General features: G+C 69.3%; 12 protein-coding genes and 5 tRNA genes. 14 read left to right on the forward strand and 3 right to left on the reverse strand.

The features are described from left to right. Nucleotides 1-2,414 (reverse strand): nitrate- and nitrite sensing domain-containing protein (locus DT019_RS31475; RefSeq protein ID WP_114040383.1); only part of this gene is annotated, 2,414 nt, incomplete at its 3' end. A gap of 581 nt (nt 2,415-2,995) precedes the next feature. On the opposite strand from DT019_RS31475, the gene DT019_RS31480 reads away from it, so the two are divergent. The 10 genes from DT019_RS31480 (at nt 2,996) to DT019_RS31525 (ending at nt 7,926) form a co-directional block, all read left to right on the forward strand. Beyond that, complete coding sequence (locus DT019_RS31480) at nt 2,996-3,187, forward strand: hypothetical protein (RefSeq protein ID WP_114040384.1); 192 nt, start codon at nt 2,996-2,998, stop codon at nt 3,185-3,187. 134 nt (nt 3,188-3,321) lie between these two features. Next, on the forward strand, nt 3,322-4,098 hold the full coding sequence (locus DT019_RS31485; protein WP_114040385.1) for a fumarylacetoacetate hydrolase family protein: 777 nt from the start codon (nt 3,322-3,324) through the stop codon (nt 4,096-4,098). Beyond that, the gene (gene gltX, locus DT019_RS31490; protein ID WP_114040386.1) at nt 4,091-5,563 is read left to right on the forward strand and encodes a glutamate--tRNA ligase; all 1,473 of its coding nucleotides are present in this window, start codon (nt 4,091-4,093) and stop codon (nt 5,561-5,563) included. The genes DT019_RS31485 and gltX overlap by 8 nt, the downstream gene beginning before the upstream one ends. 300 nt (nt 5,564-5,863) lie before the next feature. After that, nucleotides 5,864-6,535 carry a DUF4241 domain-containing protein gene (locus DT019_RS31495; protein WP_114040387.1) on the forward strand — a complete coding sequence of 224 codons (672 nt, stop codon included), beginning with the start codon at nt 5,864-5,866 and terminating at the stop codon, nt 6,533-6,535. A gap of 68 nt (nt 6,536-6,603) precedes the next feature. After that, nucleotides 6,604-7,323 (forward strand): HAD family hydrolase, encoded by a 720-nt coding sequence (locus DT019_RS31500; RefSeq protein ID WP_114040388.1) that lies wholly within the window; start codon nt 6,604-6,606, stop codon nt 7,321-7,323. Between the two features lie 89 nt (nt 7,324-7,412). Next, nucleotides 7,413-7,484: transfer RNA gene (locus DT019_RS31505), tRNA-Gln, on the forward strand. A 22-nt stretch (nt 7,485-7,506) separates the two neighbouring features. After that, a tRNA-Glu gene (locus DT019_RS31510) sits at nt 7,507-7,579 on the forward strand. Nucleotides 7,580-7,640: 61 nt separating this feature from the next. Continuing rightward, nucleotides 7,641-7,713, forward strand: a tRNA-Glu gene (locus DT019_RS31515). Between the two features lie 16 nt (nt 7,714-7,729). Continuing rightward, nucleotides 7,730-7,801, forward strand: a tRNA-Gln gene (locus DT019_RS31520). Nucleotides 7,802-7,853: 52 nt separating this feature from the next. Beyond that, nucleotides 7,854-7,926: transfer RNA gene (locus DT019_RS31525), tRNA-Glu, on the forward strand. Nucleotides 7,927-8,167: 241 nt separating this feature from the next. Here DT019_RS31525 and ndgR read toward each other — a convergent pair. After that, on the reverse strand, nt 8,168-8,884 hold the full coding sequence (gene ndgR / locus DT019_RS31530; protein ID WP_005311436.1) for an IclR family transcriptional regulator NdgR: 717 nt from the start codon (nt 8,882-8,884) through the stop codon (nt 8,168-8,170). Nucleotides 8,885-9,058: 174 nt separating this feature from the next. On the opposite strand from ndgR, the gene leuC reads away from it, so the two are divergent. From leuC to DT019_RS31550, 4 genes are all read left to right on the forward strand, one after another. After that, complete coding sequence (leuC, locus tag DT019_RS31535) at nt 9,059-10,483, forward strand: 3-isopropylmalate dehydratase large subunit (protein ID WP_114040389.1); 1,425 nt, start codon at nt 9,059-9,061, stop codon at nt 10,481-10,483. 5 nt (nt 10,484-10,488) lie between these two features. Then, entirely contained in the window at nt 10,489-11,082 is a 594-nt protein-coding gene (leuD, locus tag DT019_RS31540) for a 3-isopropylmalate dehydratase small subunit (protein ID WP_114040390.1), read from the forward strand. A 239-nt stretch (nt 11,083-11,321) separates the two neighbouring features. Beyond that, nucleotides 11,322-11,549 (forward strand): hypothetical protein, encoded by a 228-nt coding sequence (locus DT019_RS31545; RefSeq protein WP_114040391.1) that lies wholly within the window; start codon nt 11,322-11,324, stop codon nt 11,547-11,549. A 144-nt stretch (nt 11,550-11,693) separates the two neighbouring features. Beyond that, on the forward strand, nt 11,694-12,356 hold the full coding sequence (locus DT019_RS31550; protein WP_114040392.1) for an HU family DNA-binding protein: 663 nt from the start codon (nt 11,694-11,696) through the stop codon (nt 12,354-12,356). Between the two features lie 95 nt (nt 12,357-12,451). Here DT019_RS31550 and DT019_RS31555 read toward each other — a convergent pair whose 3' ends face one another. Continuing rightward, entirely contained in the window at nt 12,452-12,655 is a 204-nt protein-coding gene (locus DT019_RS31555) for a hypothetical protein (RefSeq protein WP_114040393.1), read from the reverse strand.

The raw sequence follows: 12,655 nt of genomic DNA on the forward strand, positions 1-12,655 counted from the left end.
AGGCGGCGAACCTGTGGGAGTACGGCCACGAGCCGGAGGCCCGCGCCATCATCCAGGGCATCCGCACGGCGGCCCCGCTCGACCCGGCCGCCGGGAGCACCCGGGCCACCGCTGAGCGGGCCCGCGGCCAGACCGGCACGCGAGGGCGGGCCGCCCGCGAGGCCGGGACGGCCGCCCTGGCCGGCCGGAGCCTGCGGCTGCTGTCCGGCGCCTGGCTTGCCGGGCATCTTCTTGCCGCCCTGGGCGACGTCGACGGGCAGCATGACGAGCGCGGTCGTACCACCGGAGTCGGAGGGGCGCAGCTGGATGCGGATGCCGTGTCGCAGGGACAGGCGGCCGACCACGAACAGACCCATGCGGCGCGAGACCGAGACGTCCACGGTGGGCGGCGACGCCAGCCGCTCGTTGATCGCGGCGAGGTCCTCGGGGGAGAGGCCGATGCCGGTGTCGTGGATCTCGACCAGGACGCGGCCGTCGGGCAGCGCGTGACCGGTGACGCGGACCTTGGTCTGCGGCGAGGAGAACGAGGTGGCGTTCTCCAGGAGCTCCGCGAGGAGGTGCACGAGGTCGTTGACCACGCGGCCGGCGACCTCGGTCGCGGGCACGGCGGCCAGTTCGATGCGCTCGTACTGCTCCACCTCGGAGGCGGCGGCGCGCAGCACGTCGACCAGCGGGACCGGGCGGGTCCAGCGGCGGCCGGGCTCCTCGCCCGCGAGGACGAGGAGGTTCTCGCCGTTACGGCGCATACGGGTCGCGAGGTGGTCGAGCTTGAACAGCGAGGACAGCTGGTCCGGGTCGGCCTCGCGGGACTCCAGCTCGGAGATGAGCGAGAGCTGACGCTGGATCAGGCCCTGGGAGCGGCGCGAGAGGTTGGTGAACATCGCGTTGACGTTTCCTCGCAGGAGGGCCTGCTCGGCGGCGAGGCGGACGGCCTCGCGGTGCACGTCGTCGAAGGCCGCGGCCACCTGGCCGATCTCGTCCCGGGAGTGCACGCCGACCGACTCCACGGAGGTGTCGACGTCCTGCGGGTCCGACTCCGAGAGCTGCTTGACGAGCTCGGGCAGACGGTCCTGGGCGACCCGGGTCGCGGTGTCCTGGAGCCGCCGCAGCGAGCGGATCATGGAGCGGGCCACGACGAAGGCGCCGACGAGCGAGACACCGAGGACGACGAGGATCAGCGCACCGTTGAGGATCGCGTCGCGCTGCGAGGAGTCGCGCAGCTCGCGCGCCTTCTGCTCCATCTCGCCGAGCAGGGTCTGCTCGATGGTCTTCATCTGGTTGATCTTGTTGGAGTCCTGGTCGTACCAGTCGAGGTAGGAGCGCTTCTGCTCCTGCTCGATGCCGCCCGGGTTCTTGAGCACGCGCTGCGAGTACGCGTTGGCGGCGGTGATCTCCGAGTTGCCCTTGTCGAGCGGGGCCATCAGCTCGGTGGAGTTGCCGCCGTTGGCCTCGTACACGTTCTGGAACGAGGCGAGGGCCTGGCGCTCGCCGTCCTGGGCGGCCTTGGCGTAGAGACGGTCGGGCTCCAGGAGGTTGCCCGGCTTGTCCTTCGTGGGCGGCAGCGCCGCGGCGATGATCGCGCGCTGGACCGAGGCGTACTCCTTGGCCGAGGAGAAGGCCGCCAGGGCACGGGTCCGCTTGATCATCTCCGGGTTGGAGGTGGCCTGCGCCATGTCCTGCGAGAGGCTCAGCAGACCGCGGATGAGGCGGCTGTAGGACTCGACGGTCTGCGAGTCGGTGGAGCCGTTCCCCTGGTAGGCGGTCTTGCGGATGCTCTCCAGGTCCTGGAGCTGGATCGCGATGTTGGTGACGTTGCGCCGGATCGACTCCAGGGCGTCGTCGTTCTCCGTGCCGCTGACGTCCTGGGTCGCGTTGATGAACGACTTCTTGACCAGGTCGGTGGCGCCGCGGTCGGTCTGCACGCGGGCGTCGGAGGTGCCGGTGGAGAGCGGGCCCGCCGAGTCGTCGCGCTCGGTCTGGAGCGCGGCGGCGAGCTCGGTCGCCTGCTTGGTCATGTCGGTCAGCAGCTGCATGTGGTCGAGCTGCTGCATGTCGTTCATCGACTGGTTGATGCGCAGGCCGCCCAGGGTGGTCGCGGCGACCACGGGGAGGGCGAGCAGGGCGACCAGGCGGGTCGAGATGCGCCAGTTGCGCAGGGCTATTCGGGAGCCCGTGTCGACGGGGCCCGTCGGCTTGCGGTCGGCGCCGCTCGGGTCACCGGCGGAAGGACCCGAGGGCCCGCTGGTACGCGCCGTCTGTCCGCCCGCCTCGCCGGCCGGTGCGGCGGAGGGGTTCTCGGGGCCCCGGGGGTTCTGGGCGTGCTGGGGCGAGGAACTGGCCGTCTTGGGGCCAGTCCCGCCCTGCGGCTCCTGCTCCGCCGCAGCGCTGCCATCCCTCTTGAAACGTCCCTGCACTAGCGTCGCAACCTCTGGACCAGGCGTCCCTCCGCACAGGCGGATGGGACGGTGTCGGCGTCATGGGGGGCACTGCGCGCCCCCTGTGTGGTCTGAGTGACCGGCGCTTGTCCTGCTCCCCCTCCCGCCGCTCACCCGGCGCTGCGTTGCGCCCCTGCGCGCCGGTCAGTGACCCGCGGCGGTGCGTGGAATTCCAGCACAGTGCCGGATCTCCAACAAGGCCCGCGTACCGGGCCGTGACCTGAGTGACACATTGTGCAGGGTGCGTCACAAGACGTAGAAAGTGATCACGGAGAAAGCGGACCAATGCGTACGAGTCGCTTACGGGTGGGGGGTGTCCCAGTCGCGATGATCAGGAGCGGAATAGAGGGTTCAATGCCGGAATGTCCGTTCCTGGCCGCCTAGTTGACGGACCCTTATATCCCTTTTGTGGCTTGATTCGTGAGCAAACTCACATGTTGATCGTCGTCTCTACGACCCTTTGCCGGGAATTCGAATGTTTAGCCTGGCGCTTTACAGGGATGGCCAATCCGACAACCGGCGCCGCCGCGGCGCCCGTACCGACAGGGTTCGTAGCAGAGATGAAGACGACGATGATCATCCGCAACATAGCCAACCCGCGCCGCACCACCCTGGCGCACCTCGCGGACGCCGAGGAGCTGCAGCGGGCGGCGCAGCCGGAGCACACCGTCGACCTTCCCGCGCAGACGGCCAACCCCCGCCGCACCATCCTGATGAAGGCCCCCGCCCAGAGCGCCGCCACCGCCGGCTGAGCCCGCCGCTCCGCACCGTCCCCGGCCCCTCGCGCCGCGGAGTAATCGCACGTCCGGTGTCCTCGCCCGCGTTAGCCTGGAGCGTCAGACTCCAGCCAGTACCAGCTCAAGCGAAGTGAGGGGCGACAGCACTCGTGCGCATCGCCAGGTTCTCCATCGACGGCAATGTCGCCTTCGGAGCCGTCGAGGGCGAAGGCCCCGACGGTCTCGTACTCGACATCATCAAGGGCATCCCGTACGGCGACTTCGAACTCAGCGGGACCAAGGTCCCGCTGAGCAAGGTCCGCCTCCTGCCGCCCGTGCTCCCCAACAAGGTCGTGGCCATCGGCCGCAACTACGCGGAGCACGCGAAGGAGCTGGGCAACGAGGTGCCCGAGGTGCCCGTCGCCTTCTTCAAGCCGACCACCTCGGTGATCGGCCCCGGCGACGCCATCGAGTACCCCTCCTTCTCCAACGAGCTGCACCACGAGGCCGAGCTCGCGGTCGTCATCGGCCGCATGTGCCGCGAGGTCCCGCGCGAGCGCGTCAAGGACGTCGTCTTCGGCTACACCTGCGCCAACGACGTCACCGCCCGCGACGTGCAGCAGCGCGAGAAGCAGTGGGCCCGCGCCAAGGGCTTCGACACCTCGTGCCCGCTGGGCCCGTGGGTGGAGACGGACCTGGACCCGGCGGACCTCACCATCCAGGCGACGGTCAACGGCGAGCAGCGCCAGCTCGGGCGCACCGCCGACATGATCCGTTCCATCGAGGACCTGGTCGTCCACATCACCGAGGCCATGACGCTGCTCCCGGGCGACGTCATCCTCACCGGCACTCCGGCCGGGGTCGGCCCCCTCAACGTCGGCGACGAAGTCGCCGTCACCATCGAAGGCATCGGCACTCTCACCAACAAGGTGATCAAGCGTGGCTAACGCGATCCGCGTACGTTTCTGTCCCTCCCCGACCGGCAACCCCCACGTGGGCCTGGTCCGCACCGCCCTGTTCAACTGGGCCTTCGCCCGGCACCACGGCGGTACGTTCGTCTTCCGCATCGAGGACACCGACGCGGCCCGCGACTCCGAGGAGTCGTACCACCAGCTCCTGGACTCCCTGCGCTGGCTGGGCTTCGACTGGGACGAGGGCCCGGAGGTGGGCGGCCCGCACGAGCCGTACCGCCAGTCGCAGCGCATGGACATCTACCGGGACGTCGCGGACAAGCTGCTCGCCGGTGGCCACGCCTACAACTGCTACTGCACCACCGAGGAGCTCGACGCCCGCCGCGAGGCGGCCCGCGCCGCCGGCAAGCCGTCCGGCTACGACGGCCACTGCCGCGACCTGAGCGCCGAGCAGCGGCAGGCGTACGAGGCCGAGGGCCGCAGCCACGTCGTCCGCTTCCGGATGCCCGACGAGGCGACCACCTTCACGGACCTGGTCCGCGGCGAGATCACCGTCCAGGCCGAGAACGTCACCGACTACGGCATCGTCCGCGCCAACGGCGCCCCGCTCTACACGCTGGTCAACCCGGTCGACGACGCCCTGATGGAGATCACCCACGTCCTGCGCGGCGAGGACCTGCTCTCCTCGACCCCGCGCCAGATCGCGCTCTACAAGGCGCTGATCGAGCTGGGCATCGCCAAGGAGATCCCCACCTTCGGCCACCTGCCGTACGTCATGGGCGAGGGCAACAAGAAGCTCTCCAAGCGCGATCCGCAGGCGTCCCTGAACGTGTACCGCGAGCGCGGCTTCCTGCCCGAGGGCCTCCTGAACTACCTCTCGCTGCTCGGCTGGTCGTTCTCCGCGGACCAGGACGTCTTCTCGATCCAGGACATGGTCGCGAAGTTCGACATCGCGGACGTCAACGCCAACCCGGCCCGCTTCGACCTGAAGAAGGCCGAGTCCATCAACGCGGACCACATCCGCATGCTGGACGAGAAGGCGTTCGCGGCGGCGTGCGAGCCGTGGCTGCGCGCCCCGCACGCGAACTGGGCCCCCGAGAACTTCGACGAGAAGGCCTGGCAGGCGATCGCCCCGCACGCCCAGACCCGCGTGACGGTCCTCTCCGACATCACCGCCAACGTCGACTTCCTCTTCCTGGACCAGCCGGTCGAGGACGAGGCGTCCTGGACGAAGGCGATGAAGGGGGGCTCGGACGCGCTGCTGCGCACGGCCCGCGAGAAGCTGGACGCGGCGGACTGGACGTCCCCCGAGTCCCTCAAGAACGCGGTCCTGGCGGCGGGCGAGGAGCACGGCCTGAAGCTGGGCAAGGCCCAGGCCCCGGTCCGCGTGGCCGTGACCGGCCGCACGGTCGGCCTCCCCCTCTTCGAGTCCCTGGAGATCCTGGGCAAGGAGAAGACGCTGACCCGCATCGACGCGGCACTGGCGAAGCTGGCGGCGTAGTCGCATCGGTACACACGCCCGAGGGGCGGCAGCCAACCCGGCTGCCGCCCCTCGGGCGTCTCTGCCCCCCCGTGAGGACCGACTCCGGTACGCCCCGGACCGGCGCGGAGACGTACGCCGGCTTTGACGCGAGGCGGAAGTCCCTGACAACACGCCCCATGGGTAAGGAAGTTGCCCCACGGGCAGAAGCGGCGAGGCATCGCCCCGCCCCCGATCCCGTTGTCAGTGCCCCGAGTTATGTTTTGGGCAGTGCAGACAACCGCTGCGGTCCGTGCCGCCACGCCTCACCGGGAGATCCTCATGCCCATGTCCGCCCCCGACTTCTCCTGGCACTTCACCCCGGGCAACACGTTCACCGAGGAGTCGGGCAGCACCGGCACGCTGAGCGTTGTGCCCGGGGGGCGGTTGTGGCTGCACACCGGGCGGGTCATCGCCTGTGACCCGTTCGTCTCGCTCGGGGCCGGTGAGGCCGAGCCGTTCACCGCGCAGGTCGAGCCGGGGCGGTACCGGGTGGACGCGGCGGTGGCCACGCTCGTGCGGCCGGGGGAGCCGGAGCCGGACACCCCGCATCTGCGGGTGGCCGCCGCGCGGCTCGTCATCAAGGACGCCCCCACCGTCTCGTGGGAGCTGGCGCTCCAGCCCGGCCAGGACCTCGCCGAGCTCGATGACGAGGAGTTCTTCGGGTACGGGGTCGACGCGGGCACGGGCTGCTTCTACGACGCCGGGTCCGACGGCTCCTTCCCCGACTGCGAGGGCGACGAGGGCCCGCTGTGGGACGCCTTCGACACGGTCCCGCCCACTCCGGGGCCGCACACCGTGACCGACCCCGCCACCGGCCACAACCTGATCGCCTTCACCTCGGGCTGGGGCGACGGCGCGTACCCCACGTGGATAGGGCGCGACGAGGCGGGCGCGATCACCTGCTTCGTCACCGACTTCTTCGTGGTCCCCGTCGAGGCCCTGGTGTCCTGACCCGGCGGCCCGGACCGCATATGCCGGAACGCCGTCCGCGATCCGGACGCAAGACCTAAGCTCGAAGCATGCCCATCCGCGCGGTCCTGTGGGACATCGACGACACGATCTTCGACTACTCCACGGCCTCCCGCTCCGGTATGCGTACGCACCTCGGGCTGGAGGGACTGCCCGGGGCGTACGACTGTGTGGAGCGCGCCCTGGACCGCTGGGACGAGGTCACCGCCTTCCACTGGGCGCGGTTCGCGGCAGGTGAGATCGACTGGCACGGTCAGCGGCGGGACCGGGTGCGGGCGTTCGTCGGCGAGCAGGTGAGCGACGAGACCGCCGACGCCTGGTTCGACCGGCACATCGCCCACTACGAAGCGGCCTGGAGCCTCTTCCCGGACGCCCTGCCCGTCCTCGACCTGCTGGCCGACGACTACCGGCACGCCATCCTCTCCAACTCCTCCCTCCCCAACCAGGAGCGGAAGCTCAAGATCCTGGGCGTGCGGGACCGCTTCGAGGCGCTGCTGTGCGCCGCCGAACTCGGCATCGCCAAGCCGGAAGCGGCCGCCTTCCACGCCGGCTGCGAGGCGCTCGGACTGCCGCCCGAGGAGGTCGCCTACGTGGGCGACCAGCCGGACATCGACGCGCGCGGGGCGGTGGAGGCGGGGCTCAAGGGAGTCTGGCTCGACCGGTCGGGAACCGGCGGGCGACCCGAGCTCGTCCGCATCACGGGACTCGACCAGCTCCCCGACCTCCTGCGGCTCGATACCCGTTTTGGAGCGCCGGACACCTTCGGGTAATGTTCTTCCTGCGCCGAGGGGAACGGGAAGAAAAGCCCGGAACCGAAAGCGCAAGCCAAGCAAAACTCCTCACGGGAGTTGCGTTTTGGTGGGCTATGGTGTAATTGGCAGCACGACGGTTTCTGGTTCCGTTAGTCTAGGTTCGAGTCCTGGTAGCCCAGCTCGCAGAGCTTTATCTGCAAGGCCCCCGTTGTGTAGCGGCCTAGCACGCCGCCCTCTCAAGGCGGTAGCGCCGGTTCGAATCCGGTCGGGGGTACAGATCCTTCCCGCGGGATCACCAGGGTCGCACCCGGTGAACCCGATGCAGGATCGCTAGGGCCCCCGTTGTGTAGCGGCCTAGCACGCCGCCCTCTCAAGGCGGTAGCGCCGGTTCGAATCCGGTCGGGGGTACTGGTCTAAACCACCATGGGCTATGGTGTAATTGGCAACACTACGGTTTCTGGTACCGTCATTCTAGGTTCGAGTCCTGGTAGCCCAGCGGATCATGTCAAGATCCTGGATCTTCTTGGAAGGTCCGAACACGCAGGCAGGCCCCCGTTGTGTAGCGGCCTAGCACGCCGCCCTCTCAAGGCGGTAGCGCCGGTTCGAATCCGGTCGGGGGTACGCACAGAGAAAAGGCCCTTCGCATCTTGCGGAGGGCCTCTTCGTTTGCCCGGAACCGCACTCTGCCGTCTTCGCGCCTGGGACCGGTGGAGGGCCCAACTCCACTGCGGGACAAGTGACTTCGGCGGCGCCGCTGCCAACCTCCCAGCTCGCGCGGCCCGTTGAACCGGCCCGGACACACCTGCGGCCCACCGCTGCGGCGTTGAAGCGGTGGGCCGGGAAAGTGGCAGCAGGGGACAGGTCAGCCGTTGCGGCGCAGGGCCTCGGACAGCCGGGCGGCTGCGTCGATGACCGCCTGGGCGTGCATCCGGCCCGGGTGCCGGGTCAGGCGCTCGATCGGGCCGGAGACCGAGACGGCGGCCACCACCCGGTTCGACGGCCCGCGCACCGGCGCCGAGACCGAGGCCACACCCGGCTCGCGCTCGCCGATCGACTGGGCCCAGCCCCTGCGGCGCACCCCGGAAAGGGCCGTCGCCGTGAAGCGGGCGCCCTGAAGGCCGCGGTGCAGGCGCTCGGGCTCCTCCCAGGCCATCAGGATCTGGGCGGACGAGCCGGCCTTCATGGTCAGCGTGGAGCCGACCGGGACGGTGTCGCGCAGGCCGGAGAGGCGCTCGGCGGCCGCCACGCAGATCCGCATGTCGCCCTGCCGGCGGTAGAGCTGGGCGCTCTCGCCGGTGACGTCCCGCAGATGCGTCAGGACCGGGCCGGCCGTGGCCAGCAGGCGGTCCTCGCCGGCCGCCGCCGCGAGCTCGGCGAGACGCGGGCCGAGAATGAAACGGCCCTGCATGTCGCGCGCCACCATCCGGTGGTGTTCCAGTGCCACGGCGAGGCGGTGTGCCGTGGGTCGTGCGAGCCCAGTGGCCGCGACCAGACCTGCGAGGGTGGCCGGACCGGACTCCAGAGCGCTCAAGACAAGGGCAGCCTTGTCCAGAACGCCTACGCCGCTAGAGTTGTCCATGCAACGATATTCACGTCTCACTCTGTGAAACGCAAGTTCAATTTTCTCCGGAAGTCGTCAAGCTGTACTGGCGATCCGTACAACGGGGCGCGGCCCTCGCCCGGGGCGTGCGGTACGGGTACGGGCAATCGATCTCTAGTAGTGCCGGCGACGACGCCGGCCGGAGGGAAGGCGATGGGTAGGACACTCGCGGAGAAGGTCTGGGACGACCATGTCGTCAGGCGAGCCGAGGGCGAGCCCGACCTCCTCTTCATCGATCTGCACCTGTTGCACGAGGTGACCAGCCCGCAGGCCTTCGACGGACTGCGCAAGAACGGTCGCCAGGTGCGGCGCCTCGACCTCACCATCGCCACCGAGGACCACAACACCCCCACCATCGACATCGACAAGCCGATCGCGGACCCGGTCTCCCGGGTCCAGCTGGAGACGCTGCGCAAGAACTGCGCCGAGTTCGGGGTGCGCCTGCACCCGCTGGGCGACGTCGAGCAGGGTGTTGTCCACGTAGTGGGACCGCAGCTGGGCCTGACCCAGCCCGGCACCACCGTGGTCTGCGGCGACTCGCACACCTCCACCCACGGCGCCTTCGGCGCGCTGGCCTTCGGCATCGGCACCAGCCAGGTCGAGCACGTCCTGGCCACCCAGACGCTGCCGCTGGCCCCGTTCAAGACGATGGCCATCACCGTCGACGGCGAACTGCCCGAGGGCGTCACCGCCAAGGACCTGATCCTCGCCATCATCGCGCGGATCGGCACCGGCGGCGGCCAGGGCTACGTCCTGGAATACCGCGGCTCCGCCATCGAGAAGCTCTCGATGGAAGCCCGCATGACCATCTGCAACATGTCGATCGAGGCCGGTGCCCGCGCGGGCATGATCGCCCCCGACCGGACCACCTTCGACTACCTGGAGGGCCGCGCCCACGCCCCCCAGGGCGAGGACTGGGACGCGGCGGTCGCGTACTGGAAGACCCTGAGGACGGACGAGGACGCGGTCTTCGACGCCGAGGTCGTCATCAAGGCCGACGAGCTCTCGCCGTTCGTCACCTGGGGCACCAACCCCGGCCAGGGTGCGCCGCTTTCGGCGTCCGTCCCCGACCCGGCTTCGTACGAAGACGCTTCGGAGCGCCTGGCCGCCGAAAAGGCCCTGGAATACATGGGGTTGACCGCCGGACAGCCGCTGCGCGACATCAACGTCGACACCGTCTTCGTAGGTTCGTGCACCAACGGCCGGATCGAGGACCTGCGCAACGCGGCGGCCGTCATCGAGGGCCGCAAAGTCGCCGACGGCGTACGGATGCTGGTCGTCCCGGGCTCGGTCCGGGTCGCTCTGCAGGCCATCGACGAGGGCCTGGACAAGGTGTTCACCGCCGCCGGCGCCGAATGGCGGCACGCGGGCTGCTCGATGTGCCTGGGCATGAACCCCGACCAGCTGGCCCCCGGTGAGCGCTCCGCGTCCACCTCCAACCGCAACTTCGAGGGCAGGCAGGGCAAGGGCGGCCGCACCCACCTGGTTTCGCCCCAGGTCGCCGCCGCGACGGCGGTTCTCGGCCATCTGGCCGCCCCCGCCGACCTGTCCGACGTCCGCACCCCCGTGGAGGCCTGAGAACCATGGAAGCTTTCACCGCGCACACCGGCCGGGCCGTACCGCTGCGCCGTTCCAACGTCGACACCGACCAGATCATCCCGGCCCACTGGCTGAAGAAGGTCACCCGGGACGGCTTCGAGGACGGGCTCTTCGAGGCCTGGCGCAAGGACTCCGAGTTCGTCCTGAACAGGCCCGAGCGCGAGGGCGCCACGGTGCTGGTGGCCGGACCGGACTTCGGCACCGGCTCCTCCCGCGAGCACGCGGTGTGGGCCCTGCAGAACTACGGCTTCAAGGCCGTGATCTCGTCCCGCTTCGCCGACATCTTCCGCGGCAACTCGCTGAAGAACGGGCTGCTCACCGTCGTTCTCGACCAGAAGGTCGTGGACGCGCTGTGGGAGCTGACCGAGCGCGATCCGCAGGCCGAAATCACCGTTGACCTGCAGGATCGCCAAGTTCGCGCGGAAGGCGTCACGGCCGACTTCGAACTCGACGAGAACGCCCGCTGGCGGCTCCTGAACGGTCTGGACGACATCTCGATCACGCTCCAGAACGAGCCCGAGATCGCCGCCTACGAGGCCCGCCGACCCGCCTTCAAGCCGAGCACGATCCAGGCCTGAACCGCGTATTGACCCCCCTTCGGCTGCATCGCGCCCCCTGATTTCCGGATTGATTTCCGGGCAGGGGGCGCGTCGCGTTTTGGGCTCCGGGGGTGACGTCAACTAGCCTTGTAGACAGGGCAGATGGCCGGATACTCGCTTGCGCGATCGGGGCATCGTACGGACGTCCAGGAGACGCCTGATTCGCTCAGTTGCCCCCGCCGGAGGTGACAACTCGCCTCAGATGGCACAATCGACGCATGGAACGCGACAGCCAACTCGAGCTCTACGGGCTGGTGGCGGACCAACTGAAAGAAGCGCACACAAGGGTGCGCGAACTGCAAGTCCCGGAGGGCGTACGGATGGCGCTGTCCCGGAAGCTGCTGGTCATAACAGCGGCTGCCAAACACGATGTCGCCGATGCGGCAAGGCGTCTGGACCGGTTGATGAAGGACCTCGACGAGGGCCGATTCCCCGAAGGCGACTGAGCCGTAAGGAACTCGGTGCGAGCCGACTTCGTTGCGGCACTAGGGTGATTAGCCCGTTTCGTGTTTGATTTGCGGTATATATCTGCCTAACGTGCGAAAAGGCCTGGACGCTTTCGCTCAGGCAATGTCTCCGAAGGGGAAGACGTGAACAAGGCGCAGCTCGTAGAAGCGATTGCCGACAAGGTCGGCGGCCGTCAGCAGGCCGCGGACGCGGTGGACGCGGTGCTGGACGCGATCGTCCGTGCGGTCGTCGCCGGCGACCGCGTCTCGGTCACCGGTTTCGGCTCGTTCGAGAAGGTCGACCGCCCGGCCCGGTACGCCCGCAACCCGCAGACGGGTGAGCGCGTCCGGGTCAAGAAGACCTCGGTTCCGCGCTTCCGCGCGGGTCAGGGCTTCAAGGACCTCGTCGCGGGCTCGAAGAAGCTCCCGAAGAACGACGTGGCCGTCAAGAAGGCCCCCAAGGGCAGCCTCTCGGGCGGTACTTCCACCCGCACGACCGTCAAGAAGGCCGCGGCCAAGAAGGCCACGACCGCCAAGAAGGCCACCGCCAAGAAGACCGCGGCGGTGAAGAAGACCACCGCGGCGAAGACCACGGCGGCCAAGAAGACCACCGCGAAGAAGGCGACCGCCAAGAAGACGACGGCCACCGCCAAGAAGGCCGCGCCGGCGAAGAAGACCGCGACCGCCAAGAAGGCCACCGCGAAGAAGACCGCGCCGGCCAAGAAGGCCGTCGCGAAGAAGGCGCCCGCGAAGAAGACCACGGCGCGCAAGACCACCGCCAAGAAGGCGACCGCTCGCAAGAAGTAGTCAGCAGCGGCAAGGCTCAAGCGCCGGGCCGGGCTCCCCTCGGGGAGACCCGGCCCGCGGCCGTTTCCGGCCAGGTGAGCGCGCCCGGGGCGGGCTCAGAACGTCTGCAGCGTCACCAGCGTGATGCGCAGATCGGCGCCCGACCCCTCGGTCTCGACGCGCACCCGCTGGCCCGGCCGCAGCAGCCGCAGACCGCCCGCGTCGAAGGCCGGCGCCCCGAACTGCACCGGGGTGCCGTCGTCGAGCAGCACGCTGCCGCTGCGGGTCTCAAAGTCGTATGTGTACGCGGTCGCCTGCAT

It is taken from the genome of Streptomyces sp. SDr-06, from assembly GCF_003324565.1.
Lineage (GTDB): Bacteria > Actinomycetota > Actinomycetes > Streptomycetales > Streptomycetaceae > Streptomyces.

Excerpts from the sequence above, each read along its gene's own strand:
- DT019_RS31480 (WP_114040384.1), top strand. The coding sequence starts at position 2,996 with ATGAAGACGACGATGATCATCCGCAACATAGCCAACCCGCGCCGCACC.
- DT019_RS31495 (WP_114040387.1), top strand. The coding sequence starts at position 5,864 with ATGCCCATGTCCGCCCCCGACTTCTCCTGGCACTTCACCCCGGGCAAC.
- DT019_RS31500 (WP_114040388.1), top strand. The coding sequence starts at position 6,604 with ATGCCCATCCGCGCGGTCCTGTGGGACATCGACGACACGATCTTCGAC.
- ndgR (WP_005311436.1), bottom strand. The coding sequence starts at position 8,884 with ATGGACAACTCTAGCGGCGTAGGCGTTCTGGACAAGGCTGCCCTTGTC.
- leuC (WP_114040389.1), top strand. The coding sequence starts at position 9,059 with ATGGGTAGGACACTCGCGGAGAAGGTCTGGGACGACCATGTCGTCAGG.
- leuD (WP_114040390.1), top strand. The coding sequence starts at position 10,489 with ATGGAAGCTTTCACCGCGCACACCGGCCGGGCCGTACCGCTGCGCCGT.
- DT019_RS31545 (WP_114040391.1), top strand. The coding sequence starts at position 11,322 with ATGGAACGCGACAGCCAACTCGAGCTCTACGGGCTGGTGGCGGACCAA.
- DT019_RS31555 (WP_114040393.1), bottom strand. The coding sequence starts at position 12,655 with ATGCAGGCGACCGCGTACACATACGACTTTGAGACCCGCAGCGGCAGC.